We start from the raw sequence: 23,160 nt of genomic DNA on the forward strand, positions 1-23,160 counted from the left end.
GCTACTGCTCCGTCTCCAGCCTTAAGAACTCTTCCAACTTTTCCATAGTGCCCTTGTGTAGGGATAGCACCCACACCGTCTTGAACACTGCATCAGCCACAAGCTTGGTTGTGAATTTCGACACGGTCTTCTCGGCGACGGCCTGGGTGACATCGCTGAAAAGAGCGGAGATGAGAAACACATTGTTGTCCGAAGCGGTCGCACCGTTTTCTTCGGCTAAATCACCTTCCAGCTCCAAAATTTCAATTACGGAGTCCCGGTAGTTGGCTTTGTTATGGATAGCATTTTTCGCGGCATTGATTGCGTTGAGCCAGTGATTGAGCTCCGGCTCAGCTAAGCGCTTCTTGAGATCATCCCGAGCCAGACGCAACTGCGCGCTGGTAGCCGAGCAAGAGGTCTTGTCTGCCCCTCTGCCGCCCGACTTGACCTCGGTGATCCAGACGTTGTTGGTTGAAGTCTCGTACAGGAGCAGATCGAACCCCTTCCGGATGCTCTTTTCTTCCATGTTGAAGAATGGAGAGACTACGTCGAAGTCGGGGAAGAGCTTCAGAATGATGACATGGGACAGAAGCTCGCCCAGCATGCCGATCCGGGTTTCCCAAGGTTTCTTGGAGTAGCGTTCGTTCCAGAAGTGCTTGATCGTCGCTGGGTATTTGTAGATCGCCCTGTCCTTGCTGGCCTGATCAGCACCATGGCAGATCCGTGTGAGGTTCTCCCTCAGCGCGAGCTTGAGTTCATCAGAAAAATTCTCGACACAACAAAGCGCATATTGGTCTACCTGCTTGAAGCTGACGCCATCCATAACACTTCCCACAAGAGCCACACCGCAGAATCCTCATGCGGTTGCAACGTACGATCAATGATCCCGCCCTAAATTTGGGAAGGCACCAGCTGGGCTGTGGTGCGCGTATGCGAAGGCTAATTAGATACGCCCGATAGCGGCACTATGCCAGCGTTGACGTAAATTAGCGTGATAGATGGGGGAGGTAAACAAGATTAAGGACAATTCTGGTGCAAATCGTTGGAGATTGTCTCGGAGCTGGATGGATAAACAGGTCTACAGATAGACATTGAGCACCACACGAGCTTGGTGCAGCGCTGTGTTGTGGCCTACTGCCCATTCAGGCCTTTTACTCAATGCGTCACTGACCATGGGGCTGACGCGTTTAAGTTTTGACTTGAATTCCGCGCAGACCCGGGCGGCTTCGAAGTAGCGGTCAATCCCTCCGCATGCTACCTCATGGTCGCAGTTCCACTATCCCCCCTCGGCTTATGCTGTCGTGCCAATCCCAACTAAAGGCAGCCCAGATGGAAATCCACGACTCTCGTAGTAGATTCGTTCACCTCTATAACCTACGATCGAAAAGAGGATTTCGTAGAACAGTTTTATGTTGACGAACGTAATATCCACTACCCTTTGCCAGTCCTCCCGGGTAGGAACAGCGCGCCTGGATCATCGCCAAGTGTTCTTTCTCGATAAAGCAAATGGACTTTCTCCGCCTGTGTGTACAGGGGACATGGTGGACGGTTTTAGATCTTTTTACCTGCCGTAACGATCTGCAAGTTCAAGTCGATTCGGGCGATACGATGTCTACTCCCAGTAGAGATCGTAGATGCCGTCCTCCGGCGTTTCCCGTATAGCTACTGACCTCCCGTGAAAAGCCTTTCCGACTGTGTATTCACGGTTCTCCTCCAGCAAGCCTTGATCCTTGAGCCCCCGGCAAAGCGCACGGCAGCGCGCATCGGCCCGACGGTGTGCGCACTGGAAGGACCGATGCCCAGCTTGAACAGATCGAAACCAGTCAGCGACCTACTAAACTCCGCAGCGAATGCTGGTGGATGATCAGGCTTTGTAGACCGGGAAACGCTCGCACAACTCTGAAACCCGCGCAGCGATACGAGCCTCAACTTCGGCATCACCAAGTTTATCGAGGATGTCGCAGATCCAACTGGCAAGGACGCTGCATTCGGGCTCCTGGAATCCACGTGTAGTCACCGCAGGTGTTCCAATGCGCAAGCCAGAAGTTACGAATGGCGACTGTGGGTCATTTGGCACGGCGTTTTTGTTGACCGTGATACGCGCGCGGCCCAAAGCGGCATCGGCATCCTTGCCCGTCAGACGTTGCCGAATCAGGCTGACAAGGAACAGATGGTTGTCGGTCCCACCCGAGACCACGTCATAACCACGCTGGATAAACACACTAGCCATCGCCTTGGCGTTCTTGATCACCTGCTGTTGATACGTGGTGAAGCCAGGTTCAAGCGCTTCCTTGAAGCACACAGCCTTCGCGGCGATCACATGCATTAATGGACCGCCCTGCCCGCCTGGAAAGACCGCGGCGTTGAGTTTGCGCTCAAGATCTTCATTACCTTTGGCAAGAATCAAACCTCCACGAGGACCGCGAAGCGTTTTGTGCGTAGTGGTCGTGACCACATGCGCGTATGGAAGCGGATTCGGATACAGGCCTGCCGCTACCAATCCGGCCACGTGGGCCATATCGACAAATAGATAGGCGCCGACCTTATCAGCGATCGCGCGAAAGCGCGGGAAATCCAGGGTTTTCGAGTACGCGGAAAAGCCGGCGATGATCATTTCGGGTTGATGCTCGACCGCCAGTCGCTCTACCTCATCATAATCAATCAGTCCCGTTACAGTATCGATACCGTACTGCACCGAGTTGTAGAGCTTGCCTGATAAACTGACCTTCGCGCCGTGAGTCAGATGTCCACCGTGAGCAAGGCTCATCCCCAATACTGTATCACCCGGCTGGAGGAGTGCCAGGTAAACAGCGGCATTAGCCTGACTACCGGAGTGCGGCTGAACGTTGGCGTAATCTGCACCAAACAGTTCCTTGGCTCTGTCGATTGCCAACTGCTCAACTTTGTCGACATGCTCGCAACCGCCGTAGTAACGCTTGCCCGGGTAACCCTCAGCATACTTGTTGGTCAGTCCACTGCCTTGGGCTTCCATCACCCGCTGACTGGTGTAGTTCTCGGAGGCAATAAGCTCGATATGCTGTTCCTGACGGTGCTCTTCAGCGTCAATCGCACTCAGCAGTTCATCATCGTAACCTTGAATTTGGTCATGCTGGCTAAACATTGTTTATTTCTCCTTCAACTTTTATTTTTGTTCGGATCAGGAAATCAAGCGCGCAGAAGCGCTTCCAGCAGCAAACGTAAACGTGCTGGATGAATGACTCGGGAATGTTTTTAGTTAATCAGTTGATATAGGCCGTGAAGGCATTGACGCCGGCTTGCGCTACAATCTCATCCTGATCGGGAGTGCCTGAACTGCACCCTACCCCACCTACGATGAACTCCTGCATGAAGAGCGGCAGCCCACCGGCGACAATGGAAAAACGTCCCTGGTTGCTGGTGTTGATGCCGAAGGCCGGTTTGCCTGGCACGCTGATTTCGCCATAGGCGCGCGTCGATTTACGTGCGGCGGCAGCCGTGAAGGATTTGCTGATGGCAATGTCGATACTGGTGATCCGCGCATTGTCCATACGCTGAAACATGACTAAATGGCCGGCATCATCAGTAATGGCGATGTCCATATCAACCGCCAGTTCATTGGCTTTCGCAAGGCAAGCTTGCATGATGTGTTGAGCATCGGCCATTGTAAGTCTGGGTACCATTTTCATTTTCTTCGACCTCAGATTGATGAATTAAAACTACTCCAGCCCTGTTTATTCAAAACTCCATAATTTTCTTCTCAGGTTTTACTTCTGCGCCTCCTCGCTCAATCTCTGCGAAGAATTCAGGCAGTGATGTCGATAGAGCGGACAGGATCTTGCCCAGCGTATTAACCCCGGGGCTTGCTTGATTCTTTCGCGGAACAACCACTCCGACAAGCCATCGGCGTGACGAATGCGATACGTGTAGCCCAGGCTGTCGTAGTAATGCCATGTTTCGTTGCCGTGAGCATCCGTGACGTACGTCAGACGAATGTTCTCATCCCATTCCAGTCGGGTGTCGAAACTGCCGTCATCGGCCCACTCGCGCGGGCGACCGCTAGCCGCGGTCTGCTTAGTGATCTTGTAAGCTACCCAATTTGCAAACTTCGTTGAGCCGTTGTTGTTAAGCGTATAAGCGTTGCGATAGAGGGTTTGGTGGTCTCCACCTACGGGGCATCCGACTGAGCAATTATCAATCGATGTCATCGTGGTCGGTAACAGATCCGATCGATCTAACGATTCAACCGGCTGCTGAGACGCGCATGCACTCAAAAGCGGTATGAGGATAAAAGGTAAAACTTTCACTCTTGCATTCCTTGCTCGTGATCTTTGAATGCAAAAATTTTAGAATCTATCTTCTCGCTCCACCAGCAATGTTGTTAGTAAAATTATTTCGATTGCTATCCCTGTTTTCGTAGAAGCTCACCTTGGAAGTAGTGAATGAAGGCTTCAGCCACATCAGGTAATACTTTTTTCAAGATCAGGTAATAAAGATAAATTGGTGTCGCGTCGCCAGCACCCTCCGTTTCCCAGCGCTCTTCGGTTTCATAACAAAAAAGGACGCAACGAATTAGTTCCGCGAGGCGAACATTATCCTTTCGAAACCGCTTCTCTATCCCCCATAATTCACTCGACAGTTTTTTACGCAAAAGCTCGTCATTCATTATGCGATAAAAGGTCGCATCGCCTAGAAGCGTTTTTAGCTTGTGCAACGGTGAAGAGGCAATCGAATCAAGCCTCCCTTGTTCGATTAGACTAAGCAGAAACCTAGCATAGGTACGCGTTATCTCACTAAATGACACATTCGCGAAAATTAACTCGCTCTCCAACTTGTCAAACATTCCGCACTCAAAATCATCTTTCACTTTATTGTCCAACCTTTACGCAGACTTTGTCTTGATACAGGCGAGGGAAAGGCTGCATTGCGTCCGTGACGTCCTTTCAGAGCTTGCGCAATGCAGTCCTGGATATACCTATTGTTCGCATATGTCTGTATGTATTCACTCAGCACGCAGAGAATATCAAGAATCTTTTTCTCAGATCCACGAATACGCCGCGAGCACAAAGTCGTAAGACAATTGAATACTGCTCCAAAAATTCTTCTGCTTCAGTTCAGCAGCGAGTTGCAGCAAAACAGCTTAGCTATCACTTCCTGAACTCTCACCGCTGCGCCCAACAAGCATGTATGGGGCCAACTTTATTTATTGGGCCTCCCAGCATTTCAGAAGCGTGAAAGATTTGCAGATGAACTAAAAATTTACAACTAAACCATTCAACGCGATGAAATCAACATTTTTCTCATAGTCAAAGCCCTCAACGACATCTTGGAGATGTAGGTGCTCGAGGCCGTTTTTAGCCATTTCCTCCGCAGATTTAATCAAAAACGCACCGATCTCTCGTATGGTTTCGGGATCTCCAACTATCGACACTGACTCTAATCGAACTCCTTTCAGACCACCCTCTTCAACACCATGAACACTAAAATGATTGAGCTTGCTCACACGCCAGTCCTATCCTGTTATAAATCACAATGTAAACAACTACCCTAATCGGGGGTAGTCGGAGATCGATCGAATCAAGCCTTTAAGCGCATTCGAGCAACCTATTGCCCGCCCCTCGCTCTTCATTGAACCGAGATCGATAGGTTTATACGCTTCAAACACCGCTTTCTTCGCTATATCACCGAAGCGTCCATCGCGAAAATCACATTCGAGCGTTGAAATCCTATATGAATCTCTAGTAGACCATTGATTAAATCGGATAACAAATCCCGGCGCTATAATTACCGCGCCTTCGCGTTTATCTTCAGAAAGATAAAGATTTATTAATTCACTGCTCGCATCAGCACTATATTGTTTTGACGCAAGCCCTTTTAAAACCGTGTTCAATCGAGCCTTACCTACAATTGAAAGCCCACAGCCTAAGCGCTCGGCACCGAAAAAATATTGCTTTAGGACCACCGTTACTTTCCGCCTGAAATATGGGGCTTGGTAAGCCTTCTCAAAAAAATGGAAACTAAGGGGATCACCCACGAGCTCGAAGTCGCAGTGTAGCAACTCCGTTTCAGAAAAATTTCTCAGTCCGAAAAGGGTTGATGGAAGGTGCCCCGCACCACCTAAAAATAGCTCAGCCACTTTAAAGAAATCAGTAGAAATCATGTGCATTCTTATTTTTACCGGGGAAGACTGAAGCGCCACATCACTTATGAAAGTAACAATTTTTATATTCAAATACACATTGGAATTGAGCTCGACCTATTCGATCCCTCAGCCAAAGCCTAACCAAACCTTCCAATCTTGTTTAAAACCACCCTTTAATAAATCGTTTTTCGAGACTGCATAAACCCTAACAACATCTTGACCGCATACAGAATCATAGAAGCTGCTTTCATAAAAATCGAAAAGCGCCTTGCTACCCAACTTATCAAAAAAACCCTTTATCTCCTTCATTTCCTGAGAGTCACTTCATCTCAGCTCCCTCTGAACTTATCCAGAAAACCGACTGATGCTGGCGCCGGATAGATAAAGATATTTGGAACAATTACTTCTTGATCATCTAGGCTGTCAAAATCGGTAAAGGTTATGGCGTAAAAATTTAGCGTACCCGCCCGCCCCATTACGTTTATCAAATTCATCACAAAAATAGCAGCCCCAGCCAGACCTGCCGAAACTCTTTCGTTGCTCATTTCTTTTTTCAAAAAATCCAACCGCTTGTATCTTGATACAAGCGGTTTTTCCTTGAAGTCTTCATAGCTTTCAAAGAATACAGCGATATCATTACGGCTCTTTACTTATTATTTTGCCGTAAATATCAGCCAACTTCATTTAAGGGGGCACTCCATAATCGCCAATGCATTTTTTTCTTGGAGTGGGTTACATCCCTTTTTTCTAAGCGCTGGGATCGAGTTCGCACCACTCGATCCCTGAGCCAAAACCTAGTCAGGCCTTCAAACCTTATTCAAGGCGCCCTTAAAATATTGTAGAAAATCATTTTTTACTTCGGGATAAACCTTCTTTATATAGAAAAAGAAATACCACAAAGGTGTGTCCTCTCCCGTATCATCCCGCTCCCAATCTTCCTCATTACCAAAACAACAGATTACACAACGAACAAAATTTGCAAATACAGGATCCAGATCACGGTACTTCCTCTCTATTGGCCAGAGAGCTAAAAAAAAACTTTTCCTTTGCTCCTCATCAGACTCAAGCAATCCCGGCATCAAGGCTTTATCAAGATAGGAAGACATCATCTCAAGTTTTTCAGAGGAAATCCCGCTTAGTGCACCGCCTTCGATCAGTCGGCGCAGGAAACTCGCATAGCGACGTACCAACTGATTAATCGATACGCCAGCGGTGAGCAGTTCTGCCTCAAGGCTCTCGATTTCTTCAATTTCTTTCTGATCGCTCATTCTTTTACCCCATCACACACGCCGAGCTTACCCATAACTTGAGCGCAAGAACGGCAGAATTTTAATTGTTTACCATCATTCCTTACGGTCGTAGACGTTGCCCCTTGTGTAATGTCTCTCAAGGCTTCGACAGACTTAACATCGTTAGCCTTGGCGATTTTACTCAGGGCATCCGCTTCTCCGCAGTGCCCATGTATGAAAGGAGAACGCTGATCGTCTGGTATCGATTCATAGAGCTCTTGAACGACAGGGTGCTGAATACCTTCCCCACCTGCTTTTGCGCTATAGCCAACTTCTGGTGCTTGTAGGTTACCCGACTCGATTGTAGTGCGCGTACCTTTGTTGTTCGGCGTGATTCCTTTTTGACGAGCCAGCCCGCGCGGGTCAGTCCAACCAATTGGGTTAGGAACATACTGATAAAGATTCAACCCTCCTTCGTACCCAATAGGATCCTGGCTTATGAAACGGCCCACCGACGGGTCGTAATAGCGATAGCGATTGTAATGCAGCCCCGTCTCATGATCATGGTACTGCCCCTGGAATCGGATAGGGTTCGCAATCCCTTGCTGCTCCGCCCATTGCGACCTCTCCTCCCGTATCTCGCCCCAAGCTCTGTACTGAGCACTCCAAACCACCTCACCGTTCTGATCGGTCAACTCCAGAGGTGTGCCTAAGTGGTCGCATTGATACCAGGTCAATACATCGACAGGAGGCGATACTACGGAACGATTCCAGAGCGGATCATCCTCTAAGCTGTAATCCTCGTCGTAGTCAGGCAATCCCATCAGATTAATGGAATGATTTGTCATCGCCTGAGCGACAGGAATGAACGTTCCCGGTTCAAACACGTAATGAATGGTGCGCCCCGCCTCCCCATCCTGCTGAGCAGCACGACTTTCCCAAGCTAGGTTATCGCCATCCCAACCGTACAACGTAATGCCACAGCCATGCTCTCGCTGCAAACGAGCGTGTTCAGCGCTATTCCACAGTGAGCCTGCCGCCGGCCGCTGCTTGTAGTGAACCTTTGAATTCTTGGATAACCGCCGACCAAGGGCGTCGTAGGCAAACTCCACCGAAAGCCTTGAGTCCTCAAAATGCACCAGCCGATCGAACAGATCCCAACGCATCTGGCTGTAAGCACCGTCGCGCCAACGCTTGATCTGATTGCCACGCTCATCGTATTCGTAGTGAGTCCCTGCATACTCGCGCAACAGGTTGTCGACCAACTTGCTGCGCGGGGGAGTCAACTCCAAAGGCCGCCGACTTTCGGCCGCTTTCTCATCAAGCAGGTTACCCGCCGGGTCAAAATCGAAGGTTTCAACACCCAAACGACTCACTGCGCTCAACAACCGGCTCACCGGATCATAGCGATAGGACAACTGGCCACGGCGCGTATCGTTGATTTCGTTCAGTTGTCCTGCTGCGTCGTAGGCGTACTCACGCTTGAGCAAAACCGACTTGTCATCACTACGGCCCAACAGTTGCTCTTGCAGGCGCCCGGCCGGGTCCCACTTCTGCGTCTGCACAAGACGATTGCCTTGATGCCGAGCCACTTCGCGATGAAGGTCGTCGCGCTCATAGCCAAGCAACTCATGCTCGTTGAGGCGCAATGCCAAGAGATGACCGCTGCCGTAGGTCAACCAACTGACCCGATGCCCATCAGGACGGATCGTGGCCACGCGTTGGTTGAGCACGTCGTACTCGTGTTGCCAGACAGCAACCAGTGGCTTGTCCAAACCAAGATAGTGCTGATGCTCACGCACCATATTGCCGGCCAGGTCATGGAACCATTGCACTTGGCTGTCTGCGTTACTGGCGAGGATCATGTTGCCCCTGCCGTCATAGGCGTAACGCTCCGCCTGTGACTCATCGCCAAGCGAAGCAAGACGCTCGGTCACACGCCCCATCTCGTCATACGCTACCGTCACAACACGGTCACCGGTGGCGACCTTTGATAGGCGTCCAGAAGCGATATCGTACTGGTAGCGAGTCAGACGTCCGTCAAAGCCTGTTTCGGTCAACAAGCGTCCTACTGGGTCGTAGAGAAATTGCGCCGAGCGTTCATTCTGGTTCTCCAGAGCCTGCAGACGTCCCAAACGATCCCACCGATACCGCAGAGTCTGTTCGGCAGCGTCCACGCGTTCTTCGACGAAACCAGCTGCCGTGTAGCTCCACGTCGTGCAGCGATCCAATCCGTCGACATGGGCCAGAAGCCTGCCCTCAGCATCGCGCTCAAAACGCTCCTCTGTTTTGTCCGGATGCCGGATAAGCGCTACCTGCCCAGCCTTGTATTCGTATTCGGTGCTCTGCCCTGCTGCATCCGTTGCGCAGATCATCAAGCCGCGATCGTCATACTCCCATGTACTGGTCTTGCCCGAGCAATCCACATACTTGAGTAATTGACCCGCGTCGTTGTATTCGAGGGTCTTCTCGTTACCGTTGGCATCCTTGATGGCAATCGGCAGACCTTTTTTGTCATAGGCGTATTCAGTCTTGTTGCCGAGCGGATCGACCGTTTCAACCAGGTTGCCGGCGTCATCATAGGCGCGCAGCCATAGCCCGCCTTCCGCGTCCATGATTTTGATGAGTTGGTCGTGGTCGTCATAGGCGAAGTGCACCACGCTGTTGTCGGCGCGAATGTGCTCAAGCCGATTACCACGCTCGTCGTAGCTATAGCGATCAGTGGCCCCATCGGGATGCACATGCCGGACGACGTTTTTTACGTCATCACGGAACAACCACTCCGACAAGCCATCGGCGTGACGAATGCGATACGTGTAGCCCAGGCTGTCGTAGTAATGCCATGTTTCGTTGCCGTGAGCATCCGTGACGTACGTCAGACGAATGTTCTCATCCCATTCCAGACGGGTGTCGAAACTGCCGTCATCGGCCCACTCGCGCACCGCCTTGGCATCGGCGCCCGTGCCCTGCCATTGCAAGTTCATCCCACGCCCGGTCCGGTCCGTGTAGCGCGTGATCAGATGATGCTCATACTGATACGACCAAGCCGCACCGTTCTCATCCTGGGCGAGAATCAGGTCGCCTAGCGCGTCATACTCATAAGCGCACAGCTGACGCTGTGGCGCCCCGTCACGGATCTCCCAAAGGCCGGTCAAACGGCCATGAGTATCAATCAGCGTACCGAGATGACGATGTACCTTGGTGATGTCATTGTCCTGATAGGTAATCAGGTCGGACAACACGGGCGCCTCACCGTGACGATGCTCATGGTGCAGCATGATTCCGGCGCCACTGCGCAGCACAACACCTACCAGCAGGTAACTTTGCCCATGACGGCTGTAGGTTTCCTTGCGCTCGAAACCCCGGCATAGCAGCAACTGCCCCTCGCTGACATGCAGCAAGGTGATGTTTTCAATCGCGTCGTAATGAAACTGCCCGATCTTGGGTAGCGGATAGTTGTGGCTTCGGCCGTCTGCATCGTAGAACACCAGACCATCATCCTGCTCATCGATGCGAGTCGTGAACGCGGTGATCCAGCGCGCGCCCAAGATGCCAGAATCATAGGCGCTCAGGTCTGAGCAATACGTGCGAGCCCAATCAATAGGGAACGCGCCGGGCAAGCTGAAATCAGAGTGATCAAACGTCTCCGTACCCATGGCAAAGCTGATGCGTTTACAGGTCGCAGGGCATACTTCGTTTTTCTCATCATTGGGGCGCGTCTTCGGCTTCGACTCAGCACGGCTGACTTCGACCTTACCGTCGCTGGCAACGCGTCGGGATTGACTGGTCATGCCCGGTTTGACGTTACCGCCCTGCCCGTGCGCATTGCGCATACGCCAGGCCGCAACGGCGCTGGCCAGCACCACCAGCAGCGCGCCGATGGAGCTTTGAACGGCTGGATCACTCAACTTGTTCAACTGCGTGCGCAGCTCAGGTCCCATGGCGCGCAGTGATTTCGTATGAGCCAGAACTTTTTTCTTTGCTTGTTCAGGCAACAAATGCTCGGCCGCACTGTTGGCAACGCCTTTGCCCGCTGCTTTGTAAACGTTCGCCGCGGCGCCAAAGATGTTGCTGATCGCGCTCATCGGATCATGGAGCAATTGATCGCTGGCAGCGCTGGCCATCTGCTCTGCCGCTTTCAGATTGCCTCTGGCATCGAGCTGTCCGTTTACAACCCTTTCCAAACCGACGGCAATTTCGTTGAGGATCTTCTCACCCAACTCCCCTGCATCACTGAGCAATTCCTTGAGTTTGGCTTGAGCCTGCTTAACGAAATCATCGATCACGCCGACGATGTCAGCATTCAAATGACCGACCACGACGTTGATCAACGCATCGCCCAACACCAGCGTGCCGACCTTGGCGACCTCCTGACGGACAAGGAACAATGTCGGTCGCAAGCTCATGCGCGCGGCCGCCATGTTCGGCGGCATCGGCAAGACACCAATCAGGTTGATCCCGAGACTGACCCAGTTCAAAGGATCTCGTCGTGGGCTGTTGGAGAGTGTCACAACATCATTCAGCGCATCGACCAACGCCATGATGTTGCCGACAACAGGCAGCGCGCCGGCGACCGTCTTGATGCGCTCCAATGTCACCAGATCGCCACTGATCTCTCGCAACCAGGCATCAAATTGAGCCGCACTGCGCCCCACGTCTTCCACCATGATCAGATTCAGCGGAACAACGGCGACTTGTGGTTCACGTTTGGTTGCAACAGCGGTATTGGTCGTCATGGAAGCGTCTTACCAGCCAACAGGCTCGGGAATTCAGGGATGTCATGAGGCTCATCGCCATTGAGGGATTTCGACTGCACGTCGCCGCTCGCTAGCAATGAAACCAGGATGTCGTCAGGTCGATCAGCTGATCACTGCGCCTTTAGGACCGCTCGCAATGAGCGCGGCCCCACAGGCAGTTTTCATACCGTCCAGAGCGATGGGCGTGCCATCAACGGTGTAGGTGCTGCTGCCCTCAGCAATCGGGAAAACCCCTTTGCAGAGCGGGCAACTGACCTTGTGGCCGACACCGGCAATGGGCTTGCCGTTGAGATCGGTTCGAGAGAAGGCTTCGAGCACCTTGCCACCGTGCGTGGTGGAGTCGCCCAAGCGGATTACATCTTTCATGGTGTCACTCCTTTGACCAGATATCTGGCTGTCCAAATTGGCCCACTGGATACATCGAGCATGAAGCCGGTCGTGATCCGGCTTCACCTTTTTCTACGCCTCCATCCAGACATCTTCATAACCGGCGTTATCGATAATGAATTTTGCTCCGGTGGGCAGGCAGAGATAATTCACAACCTCTGGCAACATTTCACTGAGGTGGTGAACGTGAACCGGCTTGTAGAACTCATCTGCTGCCGAGTACTCACCACAATGAATGAACCAACTGATGTTGCCGCCTTCCGGCATTTGAACTCTCGTGCCGTAAATCGGTGTCTGGCCAAGCGAGTCAATGGCAACGGCGACCATTTCTTCAGGCTCTTGCACAGGCATTCCATACTTGTCACAAATTTTCTTCTGCGACTCGTCAGGATAAACAGCTTCAGCCTTTTGCATTAATCAGATCCCCAACTTCGTTTTCATACATTTTGGACACATTTGTGTTTATCGAAGCTTGCTCAGCCAAGCTTCGATTATTGTGAGCAAGATCGCTCTGCGACCAATCAGCTCTGCAGCCACCAATTGAGCAGCGTTTCGTCCTCTTCATCATCAATGTTCTTGTAGACATTGGCGTAATACCATTCGAGGCCGGTTTTCTCGCGCAAGCGATCAAAAAACTCATTGATGCTGTCCATCCCGTTGCTCGACGGCACAGCCAATGAAAGATTGCCTTCGAAAACGCCATCAAGTGTTCCACCCAGCTCATTGCCGATATCAGTTTCGAGCTGCGCAATGACGCCCTCGGGGATGGAATCGGCGTAGATATGAATACAAAAATTCCCTCCGCGCTTGAGGACTTCAGCGTGAGTGTTCTTGTTTTTTATCGAGATGACATCACCTCGAGCCAAATTCAACGCAAGACCAGGTGAAGATAACAGCTCATAGGTATCCTGCCCCATCGCGATTGCAGGGAGCTCCTCGAATACAGGGCCACCGTCATTGGATATAAACACGTGAATCTGAGTAGGGCTTTTTATATCCTCCATACGAATGTCCATCACCTTGAGTCAAACACGACAGCTGAATTTGCTGAATTCAGCTCTGTTTCTATTAAGCCGCGATTGATTGATTTTCACTACCTAGCCTACCCAAGATTTTTTTGGTGGATTACTCAATGCACCCTGAGCGGTATAGAGGCCAATGACAGGCACTCCCCTAGACGGGACGACTCAATACCTGGGTGCTGCAGGCAAGCATCCTCGTACGCGATATTTTCTCCATCTGCAATATCAGACAAGTAAGCGTCGATCTCGAAGAAATCACAATCCGGTGGAATGTCCACTGCAAAAAGGGACAATCCCTGACTGACTGAGCAGGTGGCACCCAGCTGATGGAGTCGAGCGATGATTTCACTCCTCTCCTCATCACCACTGGCAAAAACCCTAATAGTAGAGTGCCCACCCTGGTTTACTACCCGCACGGCTACGATTTCCTTGCCTACGTTCTTCACCTCTACGGCGTCCCCCTTACTAACGCCACTGATATAGTAGGGTGTGTTGTCTATGGTGTAGTTACCATCGTTAGAATGAATGCCCCAAAGCGACTCGGCGGCAACCGGAGGGTAATCATCCTCATCAGGCTTTAGCTCAAAAACGATCTTGTGAAAAATATCCTTCATAGTCATGTGCTCAAGGTGGAGTGCCGCCTAGGCGGTTAAGTGTTTTGTAATCCGGCTTGATTGAGTCAGAAGCCTCTCGATTACAGCGGCGACATAGAATTTGGGTATTACCTTCATCGTTAGCTCCGCCCAATGAATCCGGTTCGATATGATCGAATTGTCGTTCATTCGGTGGAGGAGTTACACCCCGTTGACTTTTTTGACCTGGAACTACAGTAACCAAGCACTTCTCACATGACTCCACTCCGTGAAACTGCTTGTTCTCAATGGCTACCTTGGTTTTAACCGATTTGGGGATACGTGCCAGACCTAATGGGTCGATCCATTGCACAGGGTTCGGAGCATATTGATAAACGTTCAATCCACCGGCGAGGCCGATCGGATCTTGACTTATAAAACGTCCGACCTCGGGATCGTAATAACGATATCTATTGTAATGCAGCCCCGTCTCATGATCGTGATATTGCCCCTGAAACCGTATCGGATTCCTCACGCCATGCTGCCGTGCCCAGTCCGAGCGCTGTTCCGTTACGCGCCCCCATGCCTTGGATACAGAGGTCCAGGCGAAACGGCCTTGCGAGTCTGTCAACTCTTGCGGAGTGCCCAAATGATCGCATTGATACCAAACCAACGCGTCAATGGGTAATGCTGAGACGTTGCGGCTCCATAACGGGTCCTCATCAACGCTATATTCACCACGATATTCCGGTTGGATTGTGAGATTGATCGGCGCGTGACGCACCGCTTGTGCAATCGGAACAGAGGTGCCGGGTTCGTATATGTAGTGAACCGTTCGACCAAGATCGTCATCGGCCTGCGCAGGGCTACTTTCCCAGGCGAGATTGTCGCCATCCCAGCCATATAAGGTGAAGCCGCAGCCGAGTTCACGCTGTTTGCGTACGTGTTCGTTGCGGTTCCAGAGCGAACCTGCTTCTGGACGCTGCTGGTAGTGCGCGAAGGAGTTCTTGTGCAGGCGCCTTCCCAATGCGTCGTAAGCGAAGTCCACGCTCAGTCGCTGGTCTTCAAAGTGCACCAGGCGATCGAACAAGTCCCAACGCAGATTACAGCGATGCCCGTTGTGCCAGCGTTGGATCTGATTGCCGCGCTCATCGTATTCATAGTGAGTGCCAGCGTATTCACGCAGCAGGTTGTCGACCCGTTTGCTACGCAGAGGCATCACATCCAGCGGGCGGCGGATGTCCGTCGCTCCGACATCCAGTAAATTGCCGGCCGGGTCAAAAGCGAAGGTTTCCACGCCTTGACGCGTCGCGGCAGTTAGCAGTCGGCCAACAGGATCATAGCGATAGGCGAGCGGCCCGCGGCGGCTGTCGTTTATCTCAGTCAGTTGCCCGGCAGCGTCGTATTTGTATTCACGCTTGAGCAACGTGGACTTGTCATCACCGCGACTGAGGAGTTGCTCCTGCAAGCGCCCGACCGGATCCCAGCTCTGAGTTTGGACCAGGTTGTTGCCTTGATGGCGAGCGACTTCTCGGTGCAGATCGTCGCGTTCGTAACCGACCAGCTCATGCTCGTCTATTCGCAGGCCCAGCAAGTGGCCGCTGCCGTAGGTTAACCAACTGACACGATGGCCGTCCGGACGGGTCGTGGCAACACACTGGTTAAGCACGTCATATTCATGCTGCCAAACAGCGACGACCGGGTTTTCCAAGCCAAGGTAGTGCTGGTGCTCACGAAGAATGTTTTCGGCAGGATCGTAAAACCATTGCAGCCGACTATCAGCGTTGTCAGCCATTACCATATTACCGTTACCGTCGTAGGCGAAAGTCTCGCTCTGCGACTGGTCGCCCAAGGAGGCGCGGCGCTCAGTCAAACGGCCCAGCGGGTCGAAGCTAAGCGCAATTACGCGTTCACCGTTAGCGGATTGGGCCAAGCGCCCGGTAAAAGGGTCGTACTTGTAATGCGTGCTTCGCCCGTCAAAACCGCGCTCTTCCAGCAGGCGACCAACCGGATCGTAGTGAAAGTGCGCGCGTTGTTCGTTTTCATTTTCCAGGGCCGTTAACCGTCCAAGGCGGTCCCAACGATAGCGAAGCGTTTGTTCGGCGGCATCGACACGCTCGGTAATCAGGCCGGCCGCGCTATAGCTCCAGGTAGTGCACCGATCAAGACCATCGACATACGCCAATAACCGACTTTCGGCATCACGCTCAAAACGCTCTTCGGTCTGATCCGGGTGTTTGATCAGCACCAGTTGACCAGTCTTGTATACGTATTCGGTGACGTTTCCAGCCGCATCGGTAAAGCAGATCAATTGCCCCCGTTCGTTGTATTGCCAGGCGCTGGTTTTTCCCGAGCAATCGACGTACTCCACCAGTTGTCCGGCGTCATTGTAGGCAAGAGTCTTTTCGTTACCGTTGGCATCCTTGACCGCGATGGGCAGGCCTGACTTGTTGTAAGCGTATTCGGTTTTGTTACCCAGTGGATCAACCGTTTCAACCAGATTACCTTGATCGTCATAGGCGCGTAGCCACTGTCCACCCTCAGCATCGCTGATCTTGATCAGAAGATCCTGATCATCGTAGGCATAGTGCATCACTGTGTGATCGGCGCGAATGTGCTCCAGCAGATTACTGCGCTCATCGTATCTATAGCGATCAGTTGTGCCATCGGTATTCACCCGGCGCACTACGTTTTTGGCCTCGTCGCGGAAGAACCATTCCGAGCGCTCGTCCGCATAGCGGATGCGATAGGTATAACCAAGAATATCGTAGTAATGCCATGTCTCGTTGCCGAGCGCGTCCGTGACATACGTCAAACGAATGTTTTCGTCCCACTCAAGACGCGTGTCGAAGCTGCCGTCATCTGCCCACTCTCGAACTGCTCTGGCTTTGGCGCTCTGGCCGTCCCATTCCAGATTCATTCCGCGTCCGGTACGGTCGGTGTAACGAGTGATCAGGTGATTCAGGTAATGATATGAACGGCTGAAGCCATGTTCGTCCTGCGCCTGAACAAGGTCGGCACAAGCGTCATACTGATAGGCACAAAGCTGTCGTTGGGGTTCGCCATCGCGAAGCTCCCATAAGCCGATAAACCGACCATGGTCATCAATCATTGTGCCAATGTGCAGATGGACTTTAGCGAAATCGTTTTCTCGATAGGTGATCAGGTCCGAAAGCACCGATTGTTCGCCGTATCGATGCTCATAATGCAGCATGATGCCGGCGCCGTTGCGCAGCGAGATATTGGTCAAAACGTAGCGCAGGCCGCGTCGGACGTAGGTTTCCTTACGTTCGAAGCCACGACACAAAAGCAACTGGTCTTCGCCAGTACGCACCAATGTGATGTTTTCGATGGCGTCGTAATGGAACAGACCGACTTGGGGCAATGGATAGCTATGGTCACGGCCGTCGGCACCGTAGAACGTCAATCCATCGTCTACACAGGCAAAGCATGTAGTGAACTCGTTGGTCCAGCGGGCACCGAGCGCGCTCTGATCGTAGGCCTCAAGGCGTGAGTTGTAAGTGCGTGACCACTCTATTGGAAATGCACCAGGGAGAATGAAATCGGTATGCCGCAGCAGCTCTGAGCCCAGCGAGAAGCTAATGCTGTGGCAAGTACCGGCACAGGCAACGTTCTTGTCGGGATTAGCGACACCTTTGGCCGGTGCTTGATGACTGGATGCTTCAAGCCTGCCCTCCCCGGCTTCATGCTGTGCTCTGCTGGTGGCATTGGGTTTAACGCTAGCACTCTGCCCATGTCCACGACGCTTACGCCAGGTCACTACTGCACCGCTGAGCATTTGCAGCAACCAACCGATCGAGTGACGCGTTCCCGGATCACCCAACTTGCTTAATTGGGTTTTGATCTCCGGCCCCATCGCTCTCAAGGTACCGGTGTGTGTCATCACCAGTTTTTTCGCTTGGTCGGGCAGAAGGTTATTGGCGGCGCTGTTGGCAACGCCTTTGCCGACCGCTTTGTAAGCACTGAAGGCGGCGCCGAAGATATTGCTGATCGCCGCCTTGGGATCGCTGAGCAATTGGTTGCCGGCAGCGGTGATTTTCTGACCCGCGGCGCGCGCATCGCCTTTTGCGTCGAGCTTGCCGTTGACGACGGCTTCAAGCCCTTTCGCAATTTCGTCTACCGCACTTGCCCCCAGATTCCCGGCATCAGTAAGAATGCCCGAAAGTTTGCCTTGGGCCTGTTTTACGAAGTCATCGATCGTGCCGACAATGGTGGCGTTCAAGTGCCCGACCAGCACTTCGATCATTGAATCGCCTAACAGCATCTTGGCGCTGTTACGCAGCTCCTGACGTACCAAAAATAAGGTCGGGCGCAAACTCATACGAGCAGCAGCCATGGTCGGAGGGGCTGGTAAAACACCGATCAGGTTGATACCCAAGCTGACCCAATCAAGCAACTCCCGCTGCTTGCTTTTGGTAAGCGTGACGATGTCGCCAAGCGCATCGACCAGCGCCATGATGTTGCCTACAACCGGCAATGACCCGGCGACCCCTTTGATTCGATCAAGCGTGACCACATCACCGCTGATGGATCGCAGCCAAGCATCAAACCGAGCGGCACCACGACCCACGTCCTGCACATCCAGCGTGTTGAGCGGAACGACGGCTACCTGAGGCTCGCGCTTCTTGGCAACGGCAGCTTCAGTCATGACAACACCTCCCCATTCAACAGGTCAGCTGTCTTAAACGCTGGTTTGGGCAAGGACGGGGCCGGAAGGCTTGGCAGCTTGCCCGCCTTGCTGGCTGCGCTAAGAATGCTCGACGCGCTCGGTGTCGCTGCACTCGCCAGTTTTGGCAAGCCAGCCACTCCGCCCTGTACAGCACCTTTAACCTGTTGCGCCGTTTGCATTGCACCTTGCGCCGTCTGTACAGCACTCATCCCTGTCTGAGCCATATCCTTGCCCTTCTCCAGCACATCCCAACTCTTGCTTGGCAACACCTGAGCAACCATTGCTTGCACTTGGCTTGGAGCTTCGTCCGCGCCCGGCGGATTCAATGGCCACTCAGGTTTGCCGATATAGCTGCCTTCGCTCCAGGTATCGGCCGGATCCTTGCCGAACAGCACGCGCGCCGGTCCCGGTGCAGCACCAGAAACGCTGGCAAAGCCCTTACCGTCAAGTTTGCCCTTGATGCTTTTGCCCAACGCATCGATGACTTCGTAATCGCCTTCCTTGATGCCTTGGCGTCCGGCGTACTGGTTGAACAACTCAAGATTGCCCTTGCCAGGTTTCGGCGGCTCAGGGAACACGCCTGCCAAACTCTTCGCTCCGGTATAGGCAAAGTTCGCCGCATGCGCCGTGTACGGGCCACTGGTAGCGTGAGTAATGCCTCCAGCGTTGTAAGTCGTGGCACTGCCGCCCCCTTGGATCACCAATTCGGTTTTGGCCGTGATGGTGATGCGGTCAGCATTGGCAGTGATGTTGAGCTTGGCCAGCAAGTTAATGCTGTCCTTGAGTGCCCGCACGTCAATATCGCCGGACGCGGCGACCAGACGCCATCCCATGCTCTGAACGAATAGGCGCATTCCTCGACTGGCACTGGCCAGCAGACGTTTACCGATCGACAGACTGGTATGCCCGGTGCTGCTCAATGCCAGGTGTTCACCCGTGGCGATGTGGCTGGAGCGCGGCGTGGTCAGGGCGATGCCAGCCGGACTGGCAAGCACCAGATGCGGTTCGGTGAACTCTGGAAACTCATTAGCAGTGAGGTTGGCCGGGCCACTGCCGAGCACGCCTTGATGCTGAGCGTGCAATGCCTTGGCCACATCGTCCTGATCGCCAGCTTCCTGTGCCTGCAGTTCTTTGGCTTGAACCGCGAAACCGTCCTGCTGGTCGCTCGCGGTGGCCAGACGCTCAGCGGTTTCCGGCAGATCCTTATGGTGTTTGGATTCGTTGGGCCGAGGCTCTGTGGTGATCAGGAGACCCGCACCAGCTCGCACCGCGCCATGACGATCTGTGCGCAGCTCAAAACCTTCGCCGCGCGGCTGGCCGCCACTTGGGCGCGGATGGGTCAGATAGCCTAGGTTGATCGCACTCGCACCGTGATCGCTGCGAAGAGCGATGCTGATTTCACTGGTCGTGTCATCAATGCGCAACTCGTTGGCACGGCTGCCCTTGTATTCCTTGCTCTTGACCGTGGCGAGGGTTTTGAAGTCAGGCAGTTTGTACGGCGGTAGGTTCGCACCGTGGTACAGGCAGCCGGTGATCAAAGGTTGATCGGGATCGCCTTCGAGGAAGCTGACCAACACCTCCATGCCGACGCGCGGAATGTTGATCGAACCGAACGTCTCGGCCGCCCAACTGGACGCTACGCGCATCCAGCACGTGGTCATGTCGTCATGTTGGCCTTCGCGATCCCAGAAGAACTGTACCTTCACTCGTCCATATTGGTCACAGTAGATTTCTTCACCTTCAGGGCCGGTAACCACAGCGCTCTGAGAGCCGAGAACTTTTGGCTTGGGGTGTTCGAGTTGTGGCCGGTACGGCACGTCCCAAGGGATTGCGCTGAAGCGATTGCGGTAGCCCTGATGGAAATCATCTTTGAGATCAGTGGTGTCACTGGTCACAGACTCCTCAAGCACCTGAGGCTGTTTGCCTTCGTGGAAGATCTCGGTAAGCAACCAGAGGTCATTCCAGGTCGGATTGGCATGATCGGTCAGCGCAAGGAAATGTCCACTGACCAAAATCGGCTGATCACTGTTGCCTTCGGCCAGACGGTAGTCAGTCCGATGGCGCTCAAGCGCACGATTGGCCAAGTGCTTGCCACGGTCACGATCTACAAATCGACCCGGGTAATCGTAATCCTCGAGATCCGGCTGAGCGGAGCTCTTTGCATCACTTTCCAGTTCGATCTTGGGTTTGACGAAATCGTAGTCTCGCCGCGTGGTGCGACTCGTGCGGGTAACCAACCGCAAGCCGAAACGCTTGACGACAGGCTTGTCGGCAACGAGCCCAGAATCTTGCTGATAAGCCACAGGCGCCAGCTTCGGGAACACCGTCTGGTCATCGCCGAAAGTGAGCTTGTGACCACTGGATGTGTGCTGGAAGTGGTAATGAATCCCCTCCTCTTCGCACAGCCTCTGAATGAAATGCAGGTCGGACTCATCGTACTGCACGCAGTAGATGCGCTCCGGGTAAATCGCGCTGAGTTGGAAATGGTAATCGCTGGCCAGGATCCCGTGCTCTTCCAGTACCTTGCTGATGATCTGCTGCACGGTCATCTGCTGGAATATGCGCTGGTTAACCCGATGCGCCAGATACGCCAGTTGCGGACGCAGAGAAATTCTGTAGCGCGTCAGGCGCTTGCCCGCTTCGCCTTGAGCAATGCTGTAGACCAGGCCGTGAATACCGGTGCCGGTCGGAGACAGCTGAAGGAACGCGAGTTTATGCAGCACGCTTTCGAGGTTGATCGAAGCCTTTTCGCTGACCAGTTCCAGTTCGAATTCGAAGGGTGTATTGAGCGCCTCCCGACCCGTGAAGGACAGCACTTGAAAATCGCTGTCGATGCCATCGATGGTCAGATTGAAATGAGGCTGGTTGGCCGGTGAGAACATCCCTTGTTCCTCGCGCAATGCTGCGTCGGGCATCAGTCAACAAGTCTGATGCACGCAAGAATTCTTTAGGTCAAAGCGCCCCGATCGGCAGTGCCGACCGGGGTGAATACAACATCAGCCGTAATTAAACGACTGGAGCACGCCAGTCATCGGAACCCGAAGTACCGGATACTTCGTGGGTCCAGGTGATTTTGCGGTAGGTGAACTGCACTTCTTCCAGGTGGGTGAAGTGCGCGTTGCCTGGATCCTGGCAGTTGTGCATTTTGTTGTTGATGGCGACGATGATCGCGTCTTCCAGTTTGGTGGTGTAGTAGTGCTCTTGGGTGCCTTGAGCCGAAGTGCGGTACCACTGGATAACGATTTCGCTCATGCGCTCGCCGGAAGTCAGTGCTGCTTGCAGCAGTGGCGAAGCCTTGTCGTAGACCTTGGTGATCACAACTGGCTTGTGAACGCGCTGACCGGTTGGCTGACCGGATTGCGGGTCACGCGGGATGATCACGTCGTGGGTGAAAGCCTGAACCATGACCTGGTCTTCGTGGCCTTCCTGGTAGGTGTTGCCAACGGAGTCGGCGGTGAAAGCGCCGGCAGTGATCAGGCCTTGTTTTTCGCCGGTAACCGACATGTACGCTGGTGTTGCCATGGGGTGCTCTCCTTGCTACTGGACACAACACTGACGGGCACAATTGCCCGCCAGAGTGGCTATGAGCCATCAAAAAGCGTGCCAGTATTTGTTATGGCCTTATGGATCAATGCCTTGCGAGGAATTCCCTAATTTTCAGCACATCAATGCACCGAATTTCTGGAAAAAGTGCGCAACTTTTTGCGCAGTACTGCGCAACTTTTTGCGCACTTGGCTGCAGCCCACGAAAAACGTGGCTTACAAGCCGATTAACACTCGAAATATTATGATCGACTGCGCAACTTCTTGCGCACTTCGAGAAAACGGCGTCCTACCCTTATCGAGCCCCCAATAACGCCAATTTTCGTTACAAATGAACGGGCTTTTCCTGGCCGGCACTCCATGGTTTAAGTATGTGTACCGGAGTCTCCATAGCAGACGATTGCTGTAAGCGGACGTTTGGGGAACGCCTTAAAACGCTCCAGTCGATCAAGAAAAACGGTCGCCATATACACGCAAAGAGCTGCAGAACCTGAGAGCGCAGCACTCACCGTGCAAATCCATCGCATCAACCCCTCGCACGAGCCTTTTCAATTCAGAGGAAGCGAAGTAGGCCAATGGCGTAGTGGTACGTCTGCCCTATCTTTTGGATGATGTGAGGCCGCTGATCAGAGCCCCTACCGGTGCGCTCGCCCATCCGTTCAGGTCAGACCTCAGCCAGGTAAGGCGAGGTTTTGTTACTAAGTCTTGTCTGCTTAGCTAGTACTCCGGCGATCTATTGATGGTGTCGCAGCCTGCTGCAGTCAATCAGGTCATGTCCGTGCTATATCAGATCAATTAGCGTTGGGGTCGACGAACACTGCGACCAGCGGCAGTCCGACCGATCTTGTTTTGGCCATGGGACG

General features: G+C 53.0%; 18 protein-coding genes and 1 pseudogene. All 19 read right to left on the reverse strand.

Translation table 11 applies throughout. The annotated features are described in order from the left end of the window. Position 1: 1 nt before the first annotated feature. The 19 genes and pseudogenes from D6877_RS06015 to D6877_RS06105 all read right to left on the reverse strand — a co-directional run bounded on the left by D6877_RS06015 (position 2) and on the right by D6877_RS06105 (position 22,276). Positions 2-802 (reverse strand): hypothetical protein, encoded by an 801-nt coding sequence (locus D6877_RS06015; protein ID WP_130910180.1) that lies wholly within the window; start codon positions 800-802, stop codon positions 2-4. Positions 803-1,707: 905 nt separating this feature from the next. Further along, positions 1,708-1,806: pseudogene (locus D6877_RS29825) on the reverse strand (serine dehydratase beta chain); the annotation flags it as partial. Positions 1,807-1,843: 37 nt separating this feature from the next. Continuing rightward, positions 1,844-3,100, reverse strand: coding sequence for a serine hydroxymethyltransferase (gene glyA / locus D6877_RS06030; protein WP_130910181.1), 1,257 nt, complete (start codon positions 3,098-3,100; stop codon positions 1,844-1,846). A 118-nt stretch (positions 3,101-3,218) separates the two neighbouring features. Further along, on the reverse strand, positions 3,219-3,620 hold the full coding sequence (locus D6877_RS06035) for a heme-binding protein (RefSeq protein WP_241662856.1): 402 nt from the start codon (positions 3,618-3,620) through the stop codon (positions 3,219-3,221). A 102-nt stretch (positions 3,621-3,722) separates the two neighbouring features. Beyond that, the gene (locus tag D6877_RS06040) at positions 3,723-4,262 is read right to left on the reverse strand and encodes a DNA/RNA non-specific endonuclease (RefSeq protein ID WP_130910183.1); all 540 of its coding nucleotides are present in this window, start codon (positions 4,260-4,262) and stop codon (positions 3,723-3,725) included. A 95-nt stretch (positions 4,263-4,357) separates the two neighbouring features. Beyond that, on the reverse strand, positions 4,358-4,822 hold the full coding sequence (locus D6877_RS06045) for a hypothetical protein (protein ID WP_241662857.1): 465 nt from the start codon (positions 4,820-4,822) through the stop codon (positions 4,358-4,360). 384 nt (positions 4,823-5,206) lie between these two features. Next, entirely contained in the window at positions 5,207-5,458 is a 252-nt protein-coding gene (locus D6877_RS06050; RefSeq protein ID WP_130910184.1) for a hypothetical protein, read from the reverse strand. A 39-nt stretch (positions 5,459-5,497) separates the two neighbouring features. Continuing rightward, positions 5,498-6,115 (reverse strand): hypothetical protein, encoded by a 618-nt coding sequence (locus tag D6877_RS06055; protein ID WP_130910185.1) that lies wholly within the window; start codon positions 6,113-6,115, stop codon positions 5,498-5,500. A gap of 108 nt (positions 6,116-6,223) precedes the next feature. Next, positions 6,224-6,406 carry a hypothetical protein gene (locus D6877_RS29830; protein ID WP_241662858.1) on the reverse strand — a complete coding sequence of 61 codons (183 nt, stop codon included), beginning with the start codon at positions 6,404-6,406 and terminating at the stop codon, positions 6,224-6,226. 20 nt (positions 6,407-6,426) lie between these two features. Next, complete coding sequence (locus D6877_RS29835; RefSeq protein ID WP_241662861.1) at positions 6,427-6,729, reverse strand: Imm15 family immunity protein; 303 nt, start codon at positions 6,727-6,729, stop codon at positions 6,427-6,429. Between the two features lie 174 nt (positions 6,730-6,903). Beyond that, on the reverse strand, positions 6,904-7,365 hold the full coding sequence (locus tag D6877_RS06065; protein WP_130910186.1) for a hypothetical protein: 462 nt from the start codon (positions 7,363-7,365) through the stop codon (positions 6,904-6,906). Then, positions 7,362-12,062, reverse strand: coding sequence for an RHS repeat-associated core domain-containing protein (locus D6877_RS06070; protein ID WP_130910187.1), 4,701 nt, complete (start codon positions 12,060-12,062; stop codon positions 7,362-7,364). The genes D6877_RS06065 and D6877_RS06070 overlap by 4 nt, the downstream gene beginning before the upstream one ends. Before the next feature lie 123 nt (positions 12,063-12,185). After that, positions 12,186-12,449, reverse strand: coding sequence for a PAAR domain-containing protein (locus D6877_RS06075; protein ID WP_130902052.1), 264 nt, complete (start codon positions 12,447-12,449; stop codon positions 12,186-12,188). Between the two features lie 93 nt (positions 12,450-12,542). Next, a complete protein-coding gene (locus D6877_RS06080) occupies positions 12,543-12,884 on the reverse strand; it encodes a hypothetical protein (protein WP_130910188.1) in 342 nt (113 codons plus the stop codon). A 107-nt stretch (positions 12,885-12,991) separates the two neighbouring features. Then, entirely contained in the window at positions 12,992-13,474 is a 483-nt protein-coding gene (locus D6877_RS06085) for a DUF4265 domain-containing protein (protein WP_130910189.1), read from the reverse strand. Positions 13,475-13,599: 125 nt separating this feature from the next. Beyond that, on the reverse strand, positions 13,600-14,106 hold the full coding sequence (locus D6877_RS06090) for a DUF4265 domain-containing protein (RefSeq protein WP_130910190.1): 507 nt from the start codon (positions 14,104-14,106) through the stop codon (positions 13,600-13,602). A gap of 10 nt (positions 14,107-14,116) precedes the next feature. After that, complete coding sequence (locus D6877_RS06095; RefSeq protein WP_130910191.1) at positions 14,117-18,733, reverse strand: RHS repeat-associated core domain-containing protein; 4,617 nt, start codon at positions 18,731-18,733, stop codon at positions 14,117-14,119. Then, positions 18,730-21,636 (reverse strand): type VI secretion system tip protein TssI/VgrG, encoded by a 2,907-nt coding sequence (tssI, locus tag D6877_RS06100; protein WP_130910192.1) that lies wholly within the window; start codon positions 21,634-21,636, stop codon positions 18,730-18,732. The genes D6877_RS06095 and tssI overlap by 4 nt, the downstream gene beginning before the upstream one ends. A 124-nt stretch (positions 21,637-21,760) precedes the next feature. Next, positions 21,761-22,276: an Hcp family type VI secretion system effector gene (locus D6877_RS06105; RefSeq protein WP_007949952.1), complete on the reverse strand. Its 516-nt coding sequence runs from the start codon at positions 22,274-22,276 to the stop codon at positions 21,761-21,763. Positions 22,277-23,160: the final 884 nt, after the last annotated feature.

It is taken from the genome of Pseudomonas sp. Sample_9 (genome assembly GCF_004307535.1).
GTDB classification, from domain to species: Bacteria; Pseudomonadota; Gammaproteobacteria; order Pseudomonadales; family Pseudomonadaceae; genus Aquipseudomonas; species Aquipseudomonas mercuritolerans.